21 protein-coding genes, 1 tRNA gene and 1 pseudogene are annotated in these 23,728 nt (G+C 38.7%); 17 read left to right on the forward strand and 6 right to left on the reverse strand.

Features of this window, described 5'->3' with window-relative positions; all coding sequences use genetic code 11:
• The first annotated feature begins 119 nt into the window (after positions 1-119).
• Both VAHSUH02_RS03085 and VAHSUH02_RS03090 read left to right on the forward strand, forming a co-directional pair.
• The gene (locus tag VAHSUH02_RS03085; RefSeq protein WP_005381389.1) at positions 120-1,025 is read left to right on the forward strand and encodes a metal ABC transporter substrate-binding protein; all 906 of its coding nucleotides are present in this window, start codon (positions 120-122) and stop codon (positions 1,023-1,025) included.
• Positions 1,026-1,205: 180 nt separating this feature from the next.
• The gene (locus tag VAHSUH02_RS03090) at positions 1,206-1,874 is read left to right on the forward strand and encodes a hypothetical protein (protein ID WP_005384405.1); all 669 of its coding nucleotides are present in this window, start codon (positions 1,206-1,208) and stop codon (positions 1,872-1,874) included.
• Positions 1,875-1,948: 74 nt separating this feature from the next.
• On the opposite strand, the gene fliB is transcribed toward VAHSUH02_RS03090, so the two are convergent.
• Positions 1,949-2,866 carry a flagellin lysine-N-methylase gene (gene fliB / locus VAHSUH02_RS03095; protein WP_005384407.1) on the reverse strand — a complete coding sequence of 306 codons (918 nt, stop codon included), beginning with the start codon at positions 2,864-2,866 and terminating at the stop codon, positions 1,949-1,951.
• 172 nt (positions 2,867-3,038) lie between these two features.
• On the opposite strand from fliB, the gene VAHSUH02_RS03100 reads away from it, so the two are divergent.
• Positions 3,039-3,608 carry a PepSY domain-containing protein gene (locus VAHSUH02_RS03100; protein WP_005384409.1) on the forward strand — a complete coding sequence of 190 codons (570 nt, stop codon included), beginning with the start codon at positions 3,039-3,041 and terminating at the stop codon, positions 3,606-3,608.
• A 49-nt stretch (positions 3,609-3,657) separates the two neighbouring features.
• Positions 3,658-3,733 (forward strand) — tRNA-Thr (locus tag VAHSUH02_RS03105).
• 686 nt (positions 3,734-4,419) lie between these two features.
• On the opposite strand, the gene alr is transcribed toward VAHSUH02_RS03105, so the two are convergent.
• Positions 4,420-5,532: an alanine racemase gene (alr, locus tag VAHSUH02_RS03115; RefSeq protein WP_038149036.1), complete on the reverse strand. Its 1,113-nt coding sequence runs from the start codon at positions 5,530-5,532 to the stop codon at positions 4,420-4,422.
• Between the two features lie 230 nt (positions 5,533-5,762).
• Here alr and VAHSUH02_RS03120 point away from each other — a divergent pair, with 230 nt between their 5' ends.
• Complete coding sequence (locus VAHSUH02_RS03120; protein WP_005384412.1) at positions 5,763-6,713, forward strand: 2-hydroxyacid dehydrogenase; 951 nt, start codon at positions 5,763-5,765, stop codon at positions 6,711-6,713.
• 117 nt (positions 6,714-6,830) lie between these two features.
• Here VAHSUH02_RS03120 and pflA read toward each other — a convergent pair whose 3' ends face one another.
• The 3 genes from pflA to pflB all read right to left on the reverse strand — a co-directional run bounded on the left by pflA (position 6,831) and on the right by pflB (position 10,053).
• A complete protein-coding gene (pflA, locus tag VAHSUH02_RS03125; protein ID WP_005384413.1) occupies positions 6,831-7,616 on the reverse strand; it encodes a pyruvate formate-lyase-activating protein in 786 nt (261 codons plus the stop codon).
• A gap of 12 nt (positions 7,617-7,628) precedes the next feature.
• A complete protein-coding gene (gene grcA3 / locus VAHSUH02_RS03130; RefSeq protein WP_005376651.1) occupies positions 7,629-7,868 on the reverse strand; it encodes an autonomous glycyl radical cofactor GrcA3 in 240 nt (79 codons plus the stop codon).
• 67 nt (positions 7,869-7,935) lie between these two features.
• Complete coding sequence (pflB, locus tag VAHSUH02_RS03135) at positions 7,936-10,053, reverse strand: formate C-acetyltransferase (RefSeq protein WP_005384415.1); 2,118 nt, start codon at positions 10,051-10,053, stop codon at positions 7,936-7,938.
• Positions 10,054-10,431: 378 nt separating this feature from the next.
• Between pflB and VAHSUH02_RS03140 the strand changes: the two genes are divergently transcribed.
• From VAHSUH02_RS03140 to VAHSUH02_RS03170, 7 genes and pseudogenes are all read left to right on the forward strand, one after another.
• Positions 10,432-11,298, forward strand: a complete 867-nt coding sequence (locus VAHSUH02_RS03140; RefSeq protein ID WP_038149038.1) for a DMT family transporter — start codon at positions 10,432-10,434, stop codon at positions 11,296-11,298.
• Between the two features lie 207 nt (positions 11,299-11,505).
• Positions 11,506-12,528 (forward strand): methionine ABC transporter ATP-binding protein, encoded by a 1,023-nt coding sequence (locus VAHSUH02_RS03145; protein ID WP_038149040.1) that lies wholly within the window; start codon positions 11,506-11,508, stop codon positions 12,526-12,528.
• Positions 12,528-13,200 (forward strand): annotated as a pseudogene (locus VAHSUH02_RS09835) (methionine ABC transporter permease). Before VAHSUH02_RS03145 ends, VAHSUH02_RS09835 begins: the two are co-directional and overlap by 1 nt.
• 54 nt (positions 13,201-13,254) lie before the next feature.
• The gene (locus tag VAHSUH02_RS03155) at positions 13,255-14,079 is read left to right on the forward strand and encodes a MetQ/NlpA family ABC transporter substrate-binding protein (protein ID WP_005384421.1); all 825 of its coding nucleotides are present in this window, start codon (positions 13,255-13,257) and stop codon (positions 14,077-14,079) included.
• A 581-nt stretch (positions 14,080-14,660) separates the two neighbouring features.
• Positions 14,661-16,127: a DASS family sodium-coupled anion symporter gene (locus tag VAHSUH02_RS03160; RefSeq protein ID WP_005381470.1), complete on the forward strand. Its 1,467-nt coding sequence runs from the start codon at positions 14,661-14,663 to the stop codon at positions 16,125-16,127.
• Positions 16,128-16,344: 217 nt separating this feature from the next.
• The gene (locus VAHSUH02_RS03165) at positions 16,345-16,749 is read left to right on the forward strand and encodes a PACE efflux transporter (protein ID WP_005384425.1); all 405 of its coding nucleotides are present in this window, start codon (positions 16,345-16,347) and stop codon (positions 16,747-16,749) included.
• A 59-nt stretch (positions 16,750-16,808) separates the two neighbouring features.
• Positions 16,809-17,309 (forward strand): ECF transporter S component, encoded by a 501-nt coding sequence (locus VAHSUH02_RS03170; RefSeq protein WP_005384427.1) that lies wholly within the window; start codon positions 16,809-16,811, stop codon positions 17,307-17,309.
• A gap of 125 nt (positions 17,310-17,434) precedes the next feature.
• Here VAHSUH02_RS03170 and VAHSUH02_RS03175 read toward each other — a convergent pair whose 3' ends face one another.
• Positions 17,435-17,710 carry a hypothetical protein gene (locus tag VAHSUH02_RS03175; protein ID WP_005384429.1) on the reverse strand — a complete coding sequence of 92 codons (276 nt, stop codon included), beginning with the start codon at positions 17,708-17,710 and terminating at the stop codon, positions 17,435-17,437.
• A gap of 710 nt (positions 17,711-18,420) precedes the next feature.
• Here VAHSUH02_RS03175 and VAHSUH02_RS03180 point away from each other — a divergent pair.
• From VAHSUH02_RS03180 to pcp, 5 genes are all read left to right on the forward strand, one after another.
• A complete protein-coding gene (locus VAHSUH02_RS03180) occupies positions 18,421-20,421 on the forward strand; it encodes an S-layer homology domain-containing protein (protein ID WP_005384431.1) in 2,001 nt (666 codons plus the stop codon).
• 239 nt (positions 20,422-20,660) lie between these two features.
• A complete protein-coding gene (locus tag VAHSUH02_RS03185) occupies positions 20,661-21,146 on the forward strand; it encodes a GNAT family N-acetyltransferase (RefSeq protein ID WP_005384432.1) in 486 nt (161 codons plus the stop codon).
• Positions 21,147-21,303: 157 nt separating this feature from the next.
• Entirely contained in the window at positions 21,304-22,053 is a 750-nt protein-coding gene (locus VAHSUH02_RS03190; protein WP_038149042.1) for a DUF969 domain-containing protein, read from the forward strand.
• Between the two features lies 1 nt (position 22,054).
• Complete coding sequence (locus VAHSUH02_RS03195; protein WP_005384434.1) at positions 22,055-22,984, forward strand: DUF979 domain-containing protein; 930 nt, start codon at positions 22,055-22,057, stop codon at positions 22,982-22,984.
• Between the two features lie 53 nt (positions 22,985-23,037).
• Positions 23,038-23,691 (forward strand): pyroglutamyl-peptidase I, encoded by a 654-nt coding sequence (gene pcp, locus VAHSUH02_RS03200; protein ID WP_005384435.1) that lies wholly within the window; start codon positions 23,038-23,040, stop codon positions 23,689-23,691.
• The last annotated feature ends 37 nt before the right edge of the window (positions 23,692-23,728 follow it).

The raw sequence follows: 23,728 nt of genomic DNA on the forward strand, positions 1-23,728 counted from the left end.
TTACTACGTTTATACTATAACTATATTACAAATGCAACTGAGTCGCAACTGCAATTAAAGAATACTATATATACTATAATAGCATGAGCACTCAGGATTTAGAAAAAAGGAGGCCTACTATGGTCAAGAAACTGGTATTGTTAGTAGTTGGCGTGCTGATGGCTGCTCTATTTGCAGGCTGTGGTAATGATGCGCCAAAGGAACAAGCAGGTAAGAAAATCCAAGTGGTAACAAGTTTTAATGCTATGTCTGAATTTGCGAAGGCTATCGGTGGCGATAAGGTAGAGGTATCTACGATTATTCCAGATGGTACGGAACCACATGACTTTGAATTAAAACCAGAGAATATGAAACAATTAGCATCAGCGCAAGTATTTGTTTATAACGGACTCGGCATGGAACCTTGGGCGCAACAAGCGATTGATGCGGCTAAAAACGACAAACTTGTATCTGTGAAAGCATCTGACGGTGTAGAGGCTATTAAAAACACAGATCCTGACGAAATTAAAGAGCATGGCGCTGAAGACCCTCATACATGGTTGTCTTTGAAAAATGCTAAGATCGAAGTTAAAAATATTAAGGATGCATTGGTAAAGGTAGATCCTACGAATAAGGATTATTACGAAAAGAATTACAATGATTATGTAGCAAAATTAGATGCGATGATTCAAAAATATGAAGGTCAATTCGCAAAAGCTCCACACAAAAACTTTGTAACAGGTCATGCTGCTTTTGCATATCTATGCCGTGACTTTGGATTAGAACAAAATAGCGTAGAAGATGTGTTTGCAGAAGGTGAACCAAATGCGGCACAATTGGCTAAACTCATCGAATACTGCAAGGAAAACAAGATTACCACAATCTTCGCAGAAGAAATGGCTAGTCCAGAAGTATCTAAGACATTAGCTCAAGAAGTAGGCGCTAAGGTAGAAACTATTTATACTATCGAAAGCAAGGAAGACGATAAAACATATCTTGAACGAATGGATGATAATTTGACTAAAATCTTAGGAAGTTTGCAATAACTTTTTATGAGTAAAATTAAACTATTTATAACATAAAAATATAATAAAATTAAAAGCAAGGTATATTCTATACCTTGCTTTTATGTTATAATGAATGAGCGTTTCATGAAACAATGTACTGTTTATGTGCATTGACGCATACTTTGTATTGTGTTGTATTAATAAGTATTAAGAGGACATATGATTGAATTCTTTGATCGATTAGTAGGGCCTATCGATACGGATGGCGTACGCATATATCGTCAACGTACCAGCATAACTCAATTAGTCGTGATGATGGTGCTAGCCGTTATATGTTACCAATTCACCGCTATAGGTGATTCGGTATATGCGGAGGCTATGAAACACTTCATCATGAATCCCACAACATTTATGAAAATTGAACAACTTCCTATGGTTAATATCATTGAAATCAATGGATTGCTACAAAAGTTGAGTACGACGACACCTCTGTGGGATGTGAGCAGATGGCTATTGCTGATTGTGAAAGCTTTAGTTATGGCTATACTTATCAGTGGATATGCATTATGGCGTGCTCGTCATTGCTATACGATGACTATTTTAACCGGTGTATTCCACTGTATTGCATATGCGCAAGTGGTAATCGGTATCTACATGTTGAGCATTGGTGTACTCTTTGCTTTCGCTAAAGCGCCTGTCGTCCTCGTGTTGTTATTGGGTGTATTTCTTACGATTATTTGCCTTCTTCTTACCATGTCCTTAATCACCGTGGTAGGACGTATTGTGGGGGCCTCCGTTTCGGGCAATGCCTTTGAAGGACTTCTCGTTATATGCGGTGCGTACATCATCTGGGTAGGCATAAAATTTTTAGGCATACTACTATTTTAAAAAGACACATTCCGTTTTTTGGAATGTGTCTTTTCATCGTTATATAGCCACTAACATGATTTGCCCGATAATTTTTATTTGTCATGGTTGTTGTTTTCATATTCATTAAATAAGAATGCTACATTATCTTCATCGTATTCGATTTGTTCAGACCATCGTCTGATTTGTTCTGGCAGATTTCCGAATTGATGTGTTAGCAATGCGATGAATACTGTGGCGTCAAAGGCGTATCGCACAAGGCTTTCTAACGAGTATTCTGCAAGCATATCAATTTGGCGGTATAAGATGTATTGATACACCTTGTTGAGTGCGGATACATCGATGGTATCGGTCTTAAGTAAGTCCATCGTAGTTGATGCCGTTGTCGATGACAGCATGGCCTCTAAATGGGCTAGTTGATTTGTCCATTCCTCATCGATAGGCTCCGTTTTCTTATATACAGTAACTAACTCTTGGCAGTAGTGGATAGAATGATTGAGTGTAAACTGACAAATAGCAGGATTAATACCTAATGCTAAGAGATCAAAGATATTTTCGAGTACGGGACGGTCTTCAGCAGTAAATTCGCCGTCATCATCTTCGATGGTGAATAGCAATTGATCGCCTTCGGTAGCTAATAGCTTTTCTACCGATTCTTCGCAGGATAGACCGACTCCACAGAGCTCGAGGTTTTCGATATATTTATAGAACCGCGGATGCATATGACAGGTATCGCATAAACTATCTTCGCCTAGTTCTAAGACCACGCGGCACAATCCATCTTCCCGTAGCAACGGACAGGTAGGTTGTTTGTCGCTAAACATGAAATAATAGCCTTCGTCATCGACGGTCATAAATTTCCGTAGGTCTTCACCTAATGGTGTAGGCAGTGTTTGATATAATTTAGCTGTCTCCTCATCTACATCGATAGTCCACTTTTGACAACATGTATGATGACATTGATTGGCTTTGCATTGAAATGTATGGTAAAAGGTTGGATATAAAGAAATCATAGTACTCACTTGTATATATTATTAACTACTGTTTTACTAATTAAATTGTAACATATGCTATCTATTCGTGGGTGTTATTTTAGATTATGATTTTGTTCGTGAAAGCCCTAATTATTGTGTATAATAGTAGTATATGGAATATTTACTAATACTATTTATGTAGGAGGAACTTATGAAATCTATGTTCGTAAAAGGCGGTATTGCATTGGCACTAGCAGCGGCATTTGGGGTAAATGCACCAGTTGTTGATGCGGCTAGTATTGTACCGGTACAACCGACAGTAGCAGTTGTTGATGCTAATCATGCAGCCATTGTAGGCGCCAATACATTGCTCAATGCTTTCATTCAACAACATCCAAAAGCAGCGATTACAGAAATTGCATTTGATGGCGAAGATGGTCAAATTAAATATGAAGTTGAAGGCTTTGATTCAACAGGTAAGTATGAGTTGAAATACAATTACAATACAAATCAAATTGGTGAAACAAAAGAAGGCGCATACAAGGTTGGTTTAGAGAAAAAGGCCTTTGATCCTACTCGTATTTTAACGCCAGACGCAGTTGTAAACTTTGCCTTTGCTCAAACAAAAGGCCAAGCAACAAGCCTTAATAGCTGGTCTGTAAAAAATGAAAAAGGTCGTTTTGTATACGATGTAGCATTTGGTGCCGCTAATCATCAAGAAATTGAAGTGCATGTAGACGCTTTCACAGGTGAACTTGTATCTGTAAAAGGCGTAAAATAGGTGTATTTGACATCTTACTGCAATAGGAGTAGGATGTTACTATACACATGCTGGTATAGCTCAGTTGGTAGAGCGGCTCATTCGTAATGAGTAGGTCGTAGGTTCGAATCCTATTATCAGCTCCAATGGCCACAAGGTTAACGCCTTGTGGCTTTTTTGTATGTGCGGAGTTTTTTCTAAAAATTTACTCATGAATTATCTAGCTTTGTATTATATTGAAAAAATTGATATTTGATAGCTTGCGTTATGTTATATAGCATGGGCTTTCATAGAAATTATCAGCCATAATATGAATTGATGATTCATGAATCGCATTTATAAAAACTCTATAGAAATTTAGCCAAAAATTCATATATATTTCATGCAATAAATTGGGTAGTTCAGATATCTTAATTTACATCTCATACGCGGTGGCTAAGATGGTTTCAGTTAGCCGCCATAGGCCTAGGTGGTAAACAGTAAAGTTCATAAATAGTCTACTATACCAATACACATACATCGCGCCATCCCATCGGCGCCTTGGGGTGCATACATCTCCCAGTGCACCCCGATGCGGGCCCTTTGGTGGTTCAGACATACATTGACTCTCTCCTATGCCGTCTGTCGCCTTAGGGCCTCCTTATGAAGGGTTCCCTCCCAATTCATAAGTATATACATGATGTATATAAATCTCTCTCTCACAACACACAATACACACAACACACACAATCCATATGTGTATGGTATAGGAGAAAAAAAGCACCATCGAATTTTCGGTGGTGCTTTTACTTTTGTGGATGACATTGGAATCATCAATGTCATCCTTTTTGTATTATATGTATTGTCGTGGCACGCGATCAGAGAAGCCACAGAAGATTTCATAAGGAATAGTGGAGGCGAGGGCTGCAATTTCAAGGGCAGAGATGCTTTCATGACCTTGAGAACCCAATAGTACAACCTTGTCGCCTGGTTTAACCGTAATCGTATTAGGTACAGCCACCATGAATTGGTCCATACAAATACGTCCTACTACAGGGCAACGGGTACCTTGGATGAGGACGGTACCACGATTGGATAGGCTGCGTGGATAACCGTCGGCGTAGCCTACAGGAATAGTAGCGATTGTCATCGGCTCTGGAGTAATATAGGTAGAACCATAACCAATGCCTTCGCCTGCTTCGAGATGTTGCACGTGTACGACTTCACTGTGGAGGGATAGGACTGGTTTGAGGCCTAATCGGTTTGGTACATCGAGAGATGGCATGATGCCGTATTGGATGATACCTGGTCGTGCATCTGTGAATAGACTATCCTTTACGGATAATAGACCGGCGCTATTTGCCAAGGAAAAGCGATAGTCCGCATCAGGTCTAAAGGCACGGATTTCGTCCACCATTGTATGGAATTTTTGCGCTTGCCCATGGGCGTGGCTTTGATCTGCTGCATCGGCATTGCTCATGTGTGAAAAGAATCCATCTACTGCAAGATTGTGATAGGATTCAACACGCTTAATGAACTCCACCACATCTTCTGGTTTAATGCCTATGCGATGCATGCCTGTATCAACAGCTACGGCGACACGGATAATCATATCGTGGTTGTCAGCCACCTTGTTAAGAGCCTCTAAATCTGTGGATTCGCAAACAGCAGGAATAGAATTGGTGTCCGCTACAAGTTCAAAGGATTGTGGTCTCGTAAGGCCCAATAGATAAATAGGAACCATAATACCAGCATTGCGAAGTGGTACAGATTCTTCTGGAATCGCGACAGCTAAGGATTCATAACCTTCTTCAACAGCGATACGTCCCATCATAACGCTACCGTGACCATAGCCGTTGGCCTTGATAACAGCTGTGGATGTACTCCACTCAGGGAGACTGTCTTTTATTTTGCGTAGGTTCTCGCGAACCAAGCTTGTATCAATCGTTAAATATGTTGGTCTCATGATAATTTCACTCCTAAAATACATTACTTTTATTGTATAACTTTTAGGGAATTAAACAATAGTTTTTGTGAAAGTTTATGCTAAAATTTCATTTATACTTACTATCTAGATGTTATTAGTCATAATTAGTATAGGATGATATTGAATATGACGTATAATTCATAGCTTTTGGTAGTATAATTAGTATATAAAATGCTTTCACAAATCATAGAAACATAGAGGAGGATATGATGAACGAACGAGTTGTAGTAGTTAATGCTAGCAAGATGAACTACGATCATTTACTAGATTTTTCTGTTTTATCAAATGATGTACAGGTCTATGACGATAGCACTAATGAAGAAGTTATTGAACGTATTCAAGGGGCTCGTGTGGTGGTGACCAAAGAATTGCCAGTAGGGGCGGATTTACTCTCACAATTCCCTGACTCAGTAAAACTCATCGTAGAAGCGGGTACTGGATATAATAATATCGACCTTGATGCGGCGCGTGCAAAAGGAATTACGGTGTGCAATATCCCTGCATATAGTACGGAACGTGTGGCACATACTGTGATTATGATGCTTCTCAATTTTTCATCTACTATGCAGCAACAAATCGGTATGCTCGCTAAAGGTGACCGTAGTAATTTTACAAAATATCTACAAGTGAGCCATACAGAAGTAAATGGTAAAACACTAGGTGTGGTTGGTGCTGGTCACATCGGTATGGAAGTCATCAAAGTAGCAAAGGCGCTAGGTATGAATATCTTGGTTCATACGCGCACACCAAAGGCTGATGGAGATGGCATTCGTTATGTAAGCCTTGATGAATTACTAGAACATAGTGATTATATTACCTTACATTGCCCATTGAATGAGCAAACTAAACATATGATTAATAAGGATACAATCGCTAAGATGAAATCATCAGCAGTCATCATTAATACTGGTCGTGGTGCACTTATTAATGAAGCTGATTTATGTGAAGCTTTAGTTGCTAAACGCATCGCAGGTGCTGGCCTTGATGTACAAGAGGTAGAACCTCCAGTAGAGGATAGCCCTTTATATACACTTGATAATGTTATTATTACACCTCATATGGGATGGAAAGGCTTAGAAACACGTCAACGCTTGGTAGGCATTATTCGTGATAATGTACAAGCATTTTTGAAAGGTGAACCTATTAATGTGGTCTCTTAATAGATAGACAAATAACCCCTGACCGGTTGTGTGGTCAGGGGTTATTTTCGTTTAGGGCTAGATCATAGATCAAGTTTTTAATATATATAGTATATATATCAAGGGAGGTAGTTATCCTCAAACTTGATTATGATTAGTTGGTGTTTTGATGGAACACCACCAATGTCTACGATATGCTTTTATGCCTTCTACAACGGTTTTGCTCGCTTTGGCAGCTAAATCCTTTGTAGCGGCCGGGATGCCATCAAGGCGGTAAGTGATACCTAATTCCTTGTATTTAGCAACACCCATCACATGATATGGTAAACAGTCGACGGCTTGTAAGTTGCGGAGTGAGCCTAAGAAAAAGCCTAGCCTATAGTGACGATCTGCGTTGTCTGTAATAGTAGGTACCACCACGTGACGCACCCAAATCGGCACATTTACATCAGCTGTCAGTTTTGCGAATTGAAGGATTGGTTCTAAAGGCTGTGCGGTTAGCCATTTGTGGACAGTAGGATCGATGTCCTTAATATCCAAAATGACGAGACTCGTTACACTCAGTAACTTACGGTATGCCACCTCTTGGTGGGGATCAAAACAAATTCCACTTGTATCTAAACAGGTATGGACGTTTCTTTCACTAAAATATGTGAAAAGCTCGATGACAAAGTCAATTTGCATCAATGCTTCCCCACCTGTGACAGTAATGCCACCGTTCGTATAGAACTGACGGTTACGTTCGTATTGCTGCCAAATCTCTTCGACGGTCATAAACTTAGCTTCTTGGCTTTCTTCATTCCACGTGTCTGGATTATGGCAATAGGCACAACGCATGGGGCATCCTTGAAGAAATACCACCATGCGCATGCCTGGACCATCAACCGTACCCATCGTTTCTAGTGAATGAATACGTCCTGTCATAGAAAACCTCGATTAGATTTGTTGATGGAATGTACGGGAAATAACTTCATCTTGTTGTTGTTTCGTCAATTTGTTGAAGTGTACTGCATAACCAGATACACGAACAGTCAATTGAGGATACAATTCAGGATGTTTTTGAGCGTCTAACAATGTTTCACGAGTGAACACGTTAACGTTCAAATGGTGACCGCCCTTTTGGGAGTAGCCATCCAATAATTCTACCAAGTTATCCACTTGTTGTTGGTTGCTCATGGGTATTCCTCCTTTCAACCAAAATATGAGTATTGATGCCGGTGAAAGCATACAATACGGCGGAAGATTATTTATCTTCCTCTATAGTAACATTTGGTTCGCTGCAAGCGAAGTTTGTATTGCTGTTAGGCAATTGAGAAGGGTCTAACTCAATATCAAAATCGCCTACGGATACAAATGTTTCACCAGATTTACCTAATGCGTCTGGAACGATGGAGAAGGTATTGGAAATACCGTCAGAGCAATCGCGCCATGGCATTTTTGCAACGGAAGACAACGAAGCTACAGCACCGTGAGAGTCACGACCATGCATAGGGTTAGCACCAGGAGCGAATGCTTGACCAGCCTTACGGCCATCTGGTGTGGAACCTGTTGCAGTACCATATACTACGTTAGAAGTAATTGTTAACAAGCTCATAGTAGGAACGGATTGACGGTATGTAGGATGTTTACGAACCTTGTTCATAAATGTGGATACAACCATGGAAGCCAAGCTATCTACACGATCGTCATCGTTACCATATTTAGGGAATTCACCTTCGATTTCGAAATCAACAGCGATGCCGTTTTCGTCACGAATAGGTTTTACCTTTGCGTATTTAATAGCGGACAAGGAGTCAGCTACTACGGATAAACCAGCAATGCCAGTTGCGAACCAGCGAGTTACCTTGCGGTCATGCAATGCCATTTCTAGTTTTTCATAAGCGTATTTATCATGCATGTAGTGAATGATGTTCAATGCGTTTACATATACGCCTGCCAACCATTCCATCATGTCGTCGAATTTTTCCCATACTTCGTCAAAGTCTAAGTATTCGGATGTAATAGGGCGGTATTTAGGACCGATTTGTTTCTTAAGTTTTTCGTCAACGCCGCCGTTGATTGCATAAAGCAAGCATTTTGCTAGGTTAGAACGAGCGCCGAAGAATTGCATTTCTTTACCAATACGCATTGGAGATACGCAACATGCGATTGCATAGTCATCACCGGAGTTAGGACGCATCAATTCGTCGTTTTCGTATTGGATAGAAGATGTTTCGATAGATAACTTCGCGCAGAAACGGCGGAAGCCGATAGGCATGCGAGGGGACCATAATACAGTGAGGTTTGGTTCTGGAGCAGGACCAAGGTTAGTCAATGTATGTAGGTAACGGAAGGACATTTTGGAAACCAATGTACGGCCGTCAGTACCCATACCACCGATAGATTCCGTAGTCCAAACAGGGTCGCCTGTGAACAAGTTGTTGTATTCGTGGATACGTGCAAAGCGAACCATACGCAATTTCATGATGAAATGATCTACGAATTCTTGGATTTGTTCTTCTGTGTATGTGCCGTTGCGAAGGTCGCGTTCAGCGTAGATATCGAGGAATGTAGAGTTACGGCCGATGGACATAGCGGCACCATTTTGTTCTTTGATGGCGCCAAGGTAGCCGAAGTAAATCCATTGCATAGCTTCTTTAACATCTTTAGCTGGTTCGGAAATATCGTAACCATAGGATGCAGCCATTTCTTTCAATTCTTTCAAGGAACGAATTTGTTCTTTGATCTCTTCGCGGTCTCGGATTATGTCCTCAAGCATATCACCCATAGTGATATTGAATTCTTGGTTTTTCTCTTCGATTAAGTAGTCGATACCATATAGAGCGATACGACGATAGTCACCGATGATACGGCCACGGCTGTATGCATCTGGCAAACCAGTTACGATGTGTGCTGTACGAGCGGCACGCATTTCTGGAGTGTAAACATCGAATACGCCGTCATTGTGCGTTTTACGGTGCTTTTTGAAGAAGTCCTCTGTTTGAGGATCCATTTTAAAGCCATATTCTTCAATAGCAGATTTTGCTGTACGAAGGCCGCCATAAGGGAACATAGCGCGTTTTAGAGGCTTATCAGTTTGTAAACCAACGATTGTTTCAAGGTCTTTGTCGATATATCCTGGCGCATGCGCAGTGATGTGTGTTGCCACGGAAGTATCGGCATCAAGCATGCCACCTTTTTCGCGTTCTTCTTCGTATAGTTTCATTACCTTGTCCCACAATTTTGTAGTACGTTCTGTAGGACCAACTAGGAAGGAGTCGTCCCCTTCATAGGGAACATAGTTTCTTTGGATAAAGTCGCGTACGTCAATCGCTTTATCCCACACACCTGTGTTGAAATCTTTCCATGCAGTATGTTGCATTTTGCACCTCCATAAATGGATATAACTATAGATTTTGATATATCTAGTGTACAATGTTTATCTAAAACTCACAATATATAAATGATATGGATTTTCAATACATACTATGCAAATTTCGTAAGAATAGATGTTATTTGTAATTTAATAATATTGAAAACACTACATAAATATATTAAAAGTGTAGTACTTAACTTGCTTTATTTGGATGTGTATATTTGAAAGAATTATTTTTTATATTATCTTTAAATAATGAAAATTTATATCAATAAATGGAAAGTATTCGATATATTGTGATGGATCTTCTTGGAATTGTAGGGCGTTATTATGGTAATATTTAGATAGTATTGATTATGGAATTACGTAGAAAGGTAGATGCTAATGACAAATCGTATGAAAGCCATTTTAGGGGCATCTGCCACCATTGCCGTTTGGGCTACGGCGTTTCCTTTTGGTAAAGTAGCATTGCAATCAGTAGATGCATTGACACTCTCGGTAGCGAGGGTTGTAGGTGGTGCTATACTTATGCTAATTATTGGTGTATTTAAGGGATTACATATACCTACATCTTGGCGTGAGTGGGGCATATATATTTTGTTAGGGGCTACAGGAAATTTCGTTTACCAAGTCGTTTTTAATGAAGGATTGCGAACAATACCTGCCGCTACATCTAGTATTATTATGGCTTTGACACCGATGACTACAGCATTGATGGCATTGGTAGTCTATAAGGACAAAATACGCCCTATAGGTTGGATCTTCACCATAACTGCTTTTATAGGTGTGGCCGTTATTATTCTTTGGAATTCCACTTTGACCATTCCAATGGGGGCCATATGGACGTTGATTGGTATGATACTGTTTGCGGTTTATAATATTCTAAATCGCGGGCTTAGTCTGAAAGGTTATAACTCTATTACTATCGCTATGTGGTCCATGTTTACAGGTGCCATTATGGCACTACCTTTTGCAGATCATGCTATTGAAATGATTGGAGCCGCACCAATTACTGCGAAGCTTGCTATGGTATACCTAGCATTCTTTTCCAGTGCATTAGGATTCGTATTCTGGAGCTATGCCTTTGAACATGCTGAAAAAGTTTCGGATGTAACCAATTTTATGTATATTTCGCCAATCGTGGCAGCCGTAGTAGCAGCCTTTTTATTAGGAGAATATCCTAATATGGGACTCTATATTGGAGCGCCAATTATACTAGGATCATTATTCTTATTTAATCGATATAGATAAATAAAAGAACCTCAACCTTTTTTGAACTGCATCCCAAAAATTAGACACAATTTTTGGAGGTGCAGTTCATTTAGTGTTGAGGTTCTTTTTTGTGTTTGACAGTCATTATAAATTGTAGTAATCTAAGTATACAATTAAAACATACTTTAAAGATATGTTTTAGAAAAATATTAATTCCTACTAATGTATAGGGAAAGAGGTGGTACAGTGATTGCTATACGAAATGTAACGAAAGAGTTTGACGTTAATAAGCAAAAGGTTACTGCATTATCTGATGTAAACTTTACCATAGAAAAAGGCGATATATTTGGCATTATTGGCTTTAGTGGAGCTGGTAAATCTACACTGCTTCGCATGATTAATGCCTTAGAGGTACCTACCTCTGGTCATGTTGAAATAGATGGTGTGAATATCAATGGTTTAAGTTTTAATGAGCTTAGAAAGGTTCGTAAGCGCATCGGTATGGTTTTTCAACAGTTCAATTTGTTGAATGCCAAATCTGTGTATGATAATGTGGCTATCCCACTAATTCTTAATAAGGTGCCAAAATCCGACATTGATAAAAAAGTTAAAACCTTATTAGACTTTGTTGATTTGGGCGATAAAGCAAATGCATATCCTGGAGAATTATCTGGTGGTCAAAAACAACGCGTTGGTATTGCTCGTGCATTAGCTACAGATCCATCCATATTGCTTTGTGATGAAGCAACCAGCGCTCTAGACCCTGATACGACAGAATCTATATTACAATTACTAGAACGTGTTAATCGTGAATTAGGAGTAACAGTAGTTATCGTAACTCATGAGATTGATGTAATTCAGAAAATATGTAATCGAGTTGTAGTTATGGAGCATGGAAAGCTCATAGAGAGCGGATCTGTACTTGAGGTGTTTAGTAAACCTAAACACGAAACAACAAAGCGCTTTGTTAGGACTGTAATTCCTGATGAAATTCCATCAACAGTGAAACATACATTAGCTTGTGATAAAAGGCCATACACAATTCTTAAGATGCATTTCTTAGGAAATAATACGACAGATAATGTTCTATATCATATTAATAAAACCTTTGATTTAGAAACGAGTGTATTATTTGCTACGGTAACAGAGTTAGAACATACTGTACTTGGTATATTCATTGTTCAGTTTATTGGCGATGATTTTGAGGTGGGCAAGGTAAAAGAGTATCTTGTTGCTCAAGGTATTGAATGGCAGGAGGTGACACTATAATGGATTTCTTCATGCAAGAACTTGGTGTTCCAGGATCGCAGTTATTATTAGCCGCAGAACAGACATTATATATGGTGTTCCTATCTCTATTCATTGGTACAGTACTAGGTCTAATTATCGCAGTCACACTAGTAGTAACAAATCCTAATGGTATCGTTAAAAATAGTATTGTTTATACCATTACAAATACAATTGTTAATGTTGTGCGTTCTGTACCATTTATCATTTTGATGGTGTTTATATTACCGTTAACTAAGATGATTGTAGGTACGCGCGTAGGAACAATGGCGGCTATTGTTCCGCTTGTAATATTTATTGCACCGTATTTAGCTCGGTTGTTTGAAAACTCGATTCTAGAGGTTAATAAAGGTATTATCGAAGCAGCACAATCGATGGGGGCCTCTTCATTTTGAAGTGATTTGGCATTTTCTTTTACCAGAAGCAAAGGGTTCGCTTATTTTATCTATTACAACGGGTACTATTGGTCTAATCGGTGCTACTGCTATGGCTGGTGCTATTGGTGCTGGTGGTGTAGGTGATTTGGCCCTCACCTATGGTTATGAACGGTTGAACTTCCCATTGATGTTATTTACCGTTGTTATTTTAATTATTTTTGTTCAAATTATTCAAACAATAGGCAACTACTTTGCACGTCGTGCGCGTCGTTCCTAATTTGATGAAATAGATTTTAGTTATATTGATTGTGAAAGTATAGGAGAAAATACTATGAAATTTAAAAAGCTTCTTGCCCTTGGTGCGGCATTAGTATTTAGCGTAGCTTTTATCGCCGGCTGCGGTTCTAATAATAGCGATAATGGTGCAAAAAAAGAGTTAACCTACAGTAAATCTCAAGGCCCTTACTCTGAATTATTTGAAAAAGGTGTAAAACCAATTTTGGAGAAACAAGGCTATACCTTTAAAGGTGTAGATATGTCTGATTTGGTACAAGCTGACCAAGTGTTAAGTGATGGTGAGGTTGACTTTAACGTTGAACAACATACAGCATACATGAAAAACTTTAACGAAAAACAAAATGGTCATCTTGTAGCATTAACACCAATTCCAACAGTACCAGCAGGTATCTTTAGTGGTTCTAAAACATCTTTAGATCAAGTAGCAGATGGCGACACTATTGCTGTACCTAATGATGCATCCAACATGGCTCGTGCTTATGCGTTATTGCAAAAAATCGGTTGGATTAAGCTTGATCCTAACAAAGATTTAGCAACAGTAACTCAAGCAGATATTATTGAAAATCCAAAACATCTTAAATTTACAGAAATGAAATCCCTTACAATTCCGTCTGTACGTACTGATTTCGATTATATCGTTATTACAGGCGCTATTATTTATAATGCAAAAATTGATCCTAAATCTGCATTGGCAAATGAAGACGTATTGCCACAATGGTTATTACAACTCGTAGTTAATGAGAAAAACAAAGATGCACAATGGGCAAAAGACATCGTAGCAGCTTACCACTCTCAAGAATTCAAAGACTACATGGAAAAAAATAACAATGGCCTATGGTTTGTACCAAAAGGTGAATAAGAAGGGATACTAAATCGAAATAAAGTATCTTGGTGTTCTACTTGTTCTCTAGATAGGTTCATGATATACTTTTACTAGAGAAACGTGCTATGCATATGCACAAATAAGAGAACCACTGATAAGTTGCAGCTTATCAGTGGTTCTTTTGTTTTTACGGAACAACCCGAGGCTAGTTACCAATTAACAAAAATAGCAAGTCTAACCATTTACAAATATAATAAGAAATTATATTTATCATGACTGCTAAGAGAAGAGAAACAAACGTACTACGCATAATGCACCTCCTTTCCATTACCGGATTTGGAAAGGTTGGTAACATCTTTATTTTAGTACTAATATTTACATTGGAGTATATTAAAGAAATGATTAATATCGATGCAGATAGAGTATATATTTATAGAGTTTTGAATATCATTTTTCACAAAAAGTTATAAATAATCCAATGTTATTAAATACTATTACCTAAAGTTTGTTGTCTATTAATAATATTTATGATTAAAATCATGTACCGTTCTATAGAATTCTGATATACTAGACGAGCATTTTTGCAAATTTATATCTTTAAGTAAGGAGTGTTTCTAATGAAGTTGAATTGGAAATTATTCGCACCGCTTGTAGTAGCTATTATTGTATGGCTCATCGGTGCTCCTGAAGGTCTTAGCGCAAATTCTTGGATTTATGTAAGTATTTTCGCAGGCCTTGTGGTAGGGTTGATTTTAGAGCCAATCCCACCAGCTTTCATCGGTATCATTGCTGTTACCGTGTCTATGTTGTTTAAGGTTGGTCCTGCCCCTGTGGTAGATAAAGCAACCGGTGTCGCTAAGGCGATTACTGATGCGCAAGCTATCAGCTGGGGCCTTAGTGGTTTCTCTAATGCCATCGTATGGTTGATCTTTGCCGCTTTCATGATTGGTATTGGTTATGAAAACTCTGGCCTTGGCCGTCGTATTGCTTTGTTCCTCGTAGCAAAGCTTGGCAAGTCCTCTTTAGGTCTTGGTTATGCTATCGCTATTACGGACCTTGTATTGGCTCCATTTATTCCAAGTAATGCGGCTCGTTCTGGTGGTACCATTTATCCAATCGTATCTAGTATTTGTCCGATGTTTGACTCCTATCCAGATAAGAACCCTCGTAAAATTGGTTCCTACTTGAACTGGGTAGCGTTGGCAACTACATGTGTGTCTAGCTCTATCTTCTTGACTGGTGCAGCGCCAAATCCATTGGCTCTAGAATTGTCTGCTAAATCTGGCATCGTAGCGGCGAACTGGGGCACATGGTTCCTCGCATTCTTGCCAGTAGGCCTTATCTTGTTCATCATCACTCCATTGTTGACCTATGTATTCTGCAAACCAGAGGTGAAAGGCTCCCCTGAAATTGCAGCCTGGGCAAAGGATGAGTATAAGAAACTAGGTTCCATGACACGCAGTGAAATCTTCATGGCTTTGATTTCTGTATTGGCTCTTGTACTGTGGATTGGTGCTTCTACATTCAAAGTAAACCCTACAACAACAGCTTTGATCGTTATTATCTTGATGATTTTCACTAAGATTATGACATGGCAAGACTTCCTTGCTAACAAACCAGCATGGAATGTTTTGACTTGGTTTGCGACACTCGTACCTATGGCTTCTGGCCTTAAAAATGTAGGCTTCTTGGAATGGCTTGCTAAATCTGCTGGTGGTTCTTTGGTTTCTTTAGATCCTACAATGGCAGTTCTTGGTTTGTTATTAGCATTCTGCTTGCTTCGTTACTTCTTTGCTTCTGGCACTGCTTATGTAACAGCTATGGTAGGCTTGTTTGCTACTCTAATTCTTCAAATTCCTGGTGTTGATCCAGCTCAAGTTATGTTAATTCTGTTAGTACCAATGGGTATTATGGGTATTCTCACACCATATGGTACTGGTCACAGCCCAATCTGGTTTGCTAGTGGCTATAACAAAGGTCCTGAATTCTGGAAATTAGGTGCTATCTTTGGGATTATCTACCTCGCGATCTTTATCGTGGTAGGGATTCCATGGATTCAGTTCGTAATGCCACTTTTAGGATAATAAAATAGGGACCCACGGAACATTCTATTCGCACTCCAGTTCTTCGCAAGTCGCACTCACAGAATGTTCCGTGAGTCTTTTTTTATCCTAAAGTGGAGTGACTCACTCAGAGGCAAGTCGCTCGATAGATATATTAGGGCTTTTTCATACCTAAAATGAACCTCTAGATTGTGTTATAATAACGCATATAGAGGTTGCATATAAACGCGAGGTATATATGTCTATTCTTGAACGTACGATACAATCAGTAATATTTGAACTGGGTGCGATTTTAATCGGGATGCTAGTCATTGAATTTATTCCTCATGAGGGGCAACCATTGTTGTTGATGATATTAATTTCGTTGACTGCAGTCATATGGAATTTCATATTTAACTGGATCTTTGATAAATTAGTACCAGGTGATCGATTGGCACGAGGTCCCGTAATTCGCACGATTCATGCTGTATTGTTTGAAGGTCTATTATTGGCGGCTACGGTGCCAATGATTATGTATATGATGAGTATCACCCTGTGGATGGCTTTTATTACGGATATTTCTATGACTTTGATTATCTTGGTGTACACCTATGTTTATAACTGGGTATATGATCGGGTACGTTTATTTTTTGTGAAAGCTTAATGTATGTATTTGAGGTAAGTACCTCTTGTAAAGTATATATCGTATAAGGGGAGGTTCTTATGTCTACAAAATCTATTACAGGTACCGGCCTTTTGTTGGCTGTAGCCTTGTTAGCGCAAAGTTTGCGTCTTATGTTTCCATTTATTCCAAATCAGATCAGCATGTTTCTTATTGGGTCTATCACATCGGCTACATTTGTGCTTGCCACATGGCGTTATGGATGGAAAAATGGTCTTGTTATTGCTTGGGTTGCGCCAGTTGTAGCACATTTACAAGGCATGTTACCATTACCACCATTTATTTTTATTACAGGATTAGGCACGACAGCCTATGTATTAGTCGCACATTGGTTGCAATATAAACCAAAACTTTTACTTATTATTGTGGCTGCATTGGTGAAAGCAGGCGTTCTATTTGGTGGATATTCGTTGTTTTTCTCTTTATTTCAACTTCCACCAAAGATTGTAAATACCATGCTCTTTGTATCTAGTTGGCCACAACTTGTGACATCCTCATTAGGGATTATATTGGCATTGCTCATTATGAAACGTGTTAAATAGGTTTGATGGTTCTTTTATAATACATCAAATAGATAATAAAAAGGTGTTACACATCCTCGTTGTATTGATAACAGCTAGTACTGTTTCAATGGGGGATGTAGTAACACCTTTTTATATGAGATATTCTATTGTTTTTTCTTAAAAGATTTTAGGATGAAACCACCCACAGTTCCGGTGATACCAAAACCTAATAGGCCCATGCCAATTGTATGCATTAAAATACTACTTTGATTGTTTTTAGAAATTTCTTGTGCTGCTTGCACTGCGCTTGTAGCCTTTTTCGCAATTTCAACATTATTAGCTGATGGATCTGGAATAACAAATAAGATTATAATGGCAATGATTAGACTGATAATACCAGCAATGAATAAATACTTTCCGCGTTGATTTACTTTTTCCATAATATCCTCTCCTTTATATATTACGAAATAAGATATATAGTGTTCATCTTGATTATATCCTGTATGTATATAAATGTAAATTAATAATTCTGTATATGATTTTCGTAATTAAGTACTTATGGAAGGTTAGTGAAAATGAAAATGGAAAAGACAGTTTATGTTTTGTTTAAAAATAGAGATTTGATGTGGTTGAGATAATGTTCGAATTAATATTAAAATATATTTAAAAATACATAAAAACAACTAATTATTCAGCATCGTAAATGAATAGAAATATCTAGTGTTCATAATTAATTCATGAAAATATAGTGAGAGTGATGCGTTTGGGATTTACTATGCTTATTAAAATATTGATTATTTATAAGTAAATTGATGTATTATATGAAAAGGGCACAAAATATTCTGATTTTAAAGCTCATCATAAAAATTGATAAGTATATCAATATGGCATAGAACAATGGCAATCATGCTATTTTTAATGTATATGAAGAGTTATTAATGAACTTTATATGGAAAAAAAGCTTGTACATATCGTAAAATTTTGATATGCTATGCAAGTAATTAACAATATAAATTTTTCTTAAACTGACTTAAATATTATTTTTGAAGAGAAAAAATATATTTAGGTTAGGCTAAAGAGAGAGGCGAATAGAGAGATTGAAAAATTGTATTGTATATTGTTAAGGATTTTAATTTAGTGAGGGTGTAAGATGAGAGAAAACAAACATTCCAAAAAATTAGCGCTTGCAGTATTGGCTGCTACAGCTGCTGTAGGCGTATCCGCAGTGGCGCCTGTTAGTGCGGCTGAAATCCAAACTGCACAAGGTTTTATTTTTGCAGCAGGTAATGCAACAGAGTCTCCAGATACTACGCACAATAGTGTTTCTTATGGTACTGTTGCAACTGGTACAGCTACTAGCATCGCAGTTGGTCAAGGTAATAGTATTACAAGTGCTACTGGTTCTAGCAGTGCTTATGGTAACCAAAATACAGTTAATGGTGACCAAGCTAACGCATTTGGTGATGGCAATACTGTAGAAGGCTCTTATGCACAAGCATTTGGTGATAGCAATGTTATTAATGGTACACATGCTATTGGCTATGGTTACAAAAACACTGTAGGTGAATCGACTTCTAATTTCCGTGATCGTGATTATGATAACGAACCAGATAGTGCAACATTACGTCCAGGAGATTGGAAATCTAATTCTGTAGCTATTGGTTCTGAAAATACTGCATTAGGTAGTTCTGCATTGGCAGTAGGTAATGGGGCTCAAGCTAAAATGAGTGAAGCTATTGCTATCGGTCACGCTGCAGATGCTGAACGTACTTGGTCTACTGCAATTGGTACACGTGCAAATGCATCCGAAGTTCGTTCCCAAGCTATTGGTTTTGAAGCACAAGCTGCTGGATACAAATCAAATGCAATTGGTTCTAGTGCAGAGGCAACTGGTGCACATACTAATGCAATCGGTTCTTCCGCTATTGCTTCTGGTGACCATGCACAGGCTTATGGTGCGGGTGCACAAGCTCGAGGTCTACGTGCTAATGCTTTTGGCTCTGATGCACATGCTACAGCTGACCATGCTATGGCAATTGGTGACCACTCCGTTGCGACTGATGCAAATTCGGTTGCTATTGGCTTCCAATCTCAATCTGCTCCGGCAACAGCTGTAAATAATGCTTCTATCACAACAACTAGCATTACAAGTGGTGCTCCAATCACAACTCATACATATGGTGGTTTTGCTGGTGTAGGTTCTGCAACTAAAGGCTCTGTTTCTGTAGGTCAAGTTGGTCAAGAACGCCAAATTAAGAACGTAGCAGCAGGCGAAATCTCTGCTACATCTACAGATGCTGTAAATGGTAGTCAATTGTTCTCTGTAGCAAAGGATTTACAAAATCAAATCGATAACTCTACACCAGGTACCATCAATAATAACATTACTAACTTGACTAACCGTGTCGGCGATGTAGAACAACGCGTTAATAAAGTAGGTGCAGGTTCTGCTGCATTGGCTGCGTTACATCCATTAGACTTCAACCCAGATGATAAATGGACAGTAGCTGCTGGTTATGGTCACTACCATAATGCTAACTCTGCTGCATTGGGTGCTTTCTACCGTCCTAATGAAGACACAATGTTCTCCATCGGTAGCACAGTAGGTAATGGTAATCCTCAATTAAATGCAGGTGTATCCATTCGTCTTGGTAAACGTGCACCTGAATCTCGTTCCCGTGTAGCTATGGGCCGTGAAATTGCTGAATTGAACGCACGTCTTCAAGATATTGAAAATAAATACAATAACTTGTTACAAGTATTGAATCCACATGCAATTGATCCTAGCAAAACTGCTGAATTCCCAGATGTTCCTCGCAATCACTGGGCTTACCAATACATTAGCCAATTGGCTGGTAATGGTATCCTTGTTGGTTACCCTGATGGCACATTCAAAGGCGATGCAACAATGACTCGTTACGAATTCGCAACTATGTTGTACCGTGCTCTTCAAAACGGTGCACCTATCGATGATAACATGCGTCGTGCTATGGACGAATTCCAACCTGAATTACAAAATATTCGTCTTAACCATTACCGTGTTGACCGTATTTCTGGTGGCGATAATGACCGTCATAAAACAGAACGTGTTCGCGTTAACAACGAACCTAAAAACCAACGCGACGTATATGGTTCCCGTATTAGCCAATAATACATTGACTATAACTTCCCTTCGAGCTTGTGAAAGCTCCAAAACAGGATGTATCCTCGTGATGCATCCTGTTTTTGTTTTATTATAAAGATTATAAAACTTCATCAAATATTTATGTAGAATTATTGCATTTAGATACATATAGTAGTATAATTACATTCGTGATAATAAATATACAGAATATATGTATAAAATATAAAAATAGTAGTTTGATAAAGATATAAAATGAGGGCAAGACAATGAAAGAATTCAGACAATTAACAGTAGAAGATACAGCGGAATACCATAAGGTTTTAATTGATGGTTATGCAGCTATTAAAGATTTTCCAATTACCTTTGATGCCATCGATTTTACCGAAGAAGAATCTAAAGGGTGGATTGAAAACTATCCTGTATATGGATTGTATATTGACGGACAATTAGTGAGCTCTATTACATTCTGCATGCCATGGGTTAAATACTCTACACCGGATAAATTTCCACATATTGCCCATTTCGTAACAGCACCAGCTTTCAAAGGCAAAGGCTATGCACGGGAAACACTTGGTTATGCAGAAGAGTTGTTAAAAACTCAATTTAAGACACCAGCCGTTACATTGGGTACGGCTAAAGAGCATCCATGGTTGCCTAAGATGTATGAATCCTTTGGATTTAAAGCTTATGATCAAGTACATTTTAGAGGAAAACAACATACAACGGTATTGTTTAAAAAAGACTTGATATAACTAATACAAGCACCTCGTAAGGATATTCCTCATGAGGTGTATTTTTTTGTACAAGATAGTGCAGGATTTTTACATTTGGATATATAATATATACATGTATGTCATATCTATGCGTTCATTTTGAATGGTAGATGGTTTATTGAAAGGATGTGAGACTATGTTAGTCTTATCTGGTATTTTAGTGATGGTCATCGGTCTGATGCTGCGCTTTAATGCCTTGTTAGTTGTCGTAGCCGCAGGTTTTGTAACGGGCCTTGCAGGTGGTCTCAGTATCAACGATATCGTTGGTGCCATTGGGGAGGCTTTCGTTAAAAATCGTTATATGTCATTATTTATTTTGATTTTACCTGTTATTGGTCTTATGGAACGTCATGGCTTGCGTGAACGGGCAGAAATTTTGATCGGCAAGATCAACGCTGCTACGGCTGGTCGTATCTTTATGATTTACTTATTTGTGCGCCAAGTAACTGTGGCTTTTGGTATTAACATGTCCGGTATGGTTGCCATGGTACGTCCGTTGATCGCACCTATGAGTGAAGCTGCAGTAGCTCAAGGTCGCCCAGTATCTCAACGTACTCTTGATAAGGTGCGTGGTATAGCTGCTTCTGCAGATAATACAGGCAATTTCTTCGGTCAAAACTTGTTCCTTGCTGCTGGTGGGTTATTGCTTATCAAAGGCGTTATGGAACAATTAGGCTATTCTGTAGAGTTAACAGATATGGTGTTATACGGATTGCCAACTGCTGTTTGTGCCTATATCGTTAACTTCATTCGCTTTATTATCTTTGATAAAACAATTCAAGCCTCTGTAGCTCGTGACGAAGAGGATATGAAATCTGGTAAATTAGTACCTAATGAATTTAATATCCTTGTTACACCAGAAGAATTAAAGAAGGAGGCTGAATAATATGTTAGAACTTATCTATAAAATGCAGCCCTTAGATTATGTATATCTTCTCGTAGGGATTATTCTATTTATCTTTGCCATTCAATCATTCCTTGATAAAGAACATAAATATCGCATTGGTACAGGTTTATTCTGGCTCTTGTACAGCGTGTCCTTTATCTTTGGCTCTTATCTATCAAAGGAAATAAATGGCTGGCTCGTTATCGCCATGGCTGCTATCGTCTTGGTAAAACAACTCGGCAAAGGTCATTACTTTGAATCTCCTATTGAATTCAAAAAAGACGAAGCAGTCCGTATTGGTAATGTTATTTTCGTACCGGCTTTACTTGTTGGTATCATCACGTTCATCATTGGCTTCTTTACTAAATTAGGTGCTCTTGTAGGCATTGGTATTGCGGCCATCATCGCTATGTGCGCTGCTCTTTACATCACTAAGGGTTCATTTAACCAAGGTTTCCATGAAGGTCGTCGTCTTATCGATGCTATCGGTTGGACTGCTATCTTGTCCCAATTATTAGCGGCCCTAGGCTATCTATTTAATTTGGCTGGCGTTGGTAAAATTATCTCAAGTGCTGTAGCTAGTGTTGTGCCTGCAGATAATGTATTCCTCGTAGTTGTAGCATACTGCATCGGTATGGTCATCTTCACAATGATCATGGGTAACGCTTTTGCAGCCTTTGCGATGATTACAAGTGCTATCGGTGTTCCAATGCTCGTTGTAGCTCATGGTGCAAACCCAGCTGCTATTGGTGCTATCGCAATGCTTGCTGGCTATTGCGGTACCTTGATGACACCTATGGCTGCCAACTTTAACATTGTACCGGTAGCGCTTCTTGAAATGCGTGATCAATACGGTGTTATTAAAGCTCAACTTCCAATTGCATTGATTATGCTCGTGTTGAATATCCTATTGATGTACTATTTTATTTAAGACCTTGTTCTGTGGATGAACAATCTTTTGAAATATCCTTATGAGGTGTTATGATGAAAACTATTTTAATTACTGGATTTGATCCATTTGGTGGCGAACCTATTAATCCTGCATGGGAAGCTGTAAAAACGATGGATGGTTATACTGATGGCGATTACAAGGTGGTAACTCAAATGGTGCCAACTGTACGTTATACTTCTGTTGATACTGTGAAAGCAGCTGCTGAAAAATGCCAACCAGACTTTATTCTATGTGTAGGTCAAGCAGGGGGCCGTCCAGATATTACGGTAGAACGAGTTGCTATTAACTGCGATGACTTCCGCATTCCAGACAATGCAGGCAATCAACCAGAGGATGAGCCAATCGTAGCTGATGGGCCTAGTGCCTATTTTGCAACGTTGCCAATTAAAAACATTGTTAACGCATTGCATCAAAATGGCATTCCTGCAAAGGTTTCTAATACGGCTGGTACCTTTGTATGCAATCATTTGATGTATGGTGTATGCCATTATGCGGCACAAAAGGGCAATATCAAGGCTGGTTTTATGCACATTCCGTACTTGCCATCTCAAGTGGTGGATAAACCAAATCAACCTAGCATGGCTGTTGAAACTGTGCGTGCCACATTGGAAACCATCGTGCATGTATTGGCTCATGGTGAAAGCTACAAGGCACAAGATATTAACTATACAACACCTCATGAATAGGCGGTATCTTTAATACGTGTATCGCATGTTATATAGT

The sequence above is a fragment of the Veillonella atypica KON genome, from assembly GCF_002959915.1.
GTDB classification, from domain to species: Bacteria; Bacillota; Negativicutes; order Veillonellales; family Veillonellaceae; genus Veillonella; species Veillonella atypica.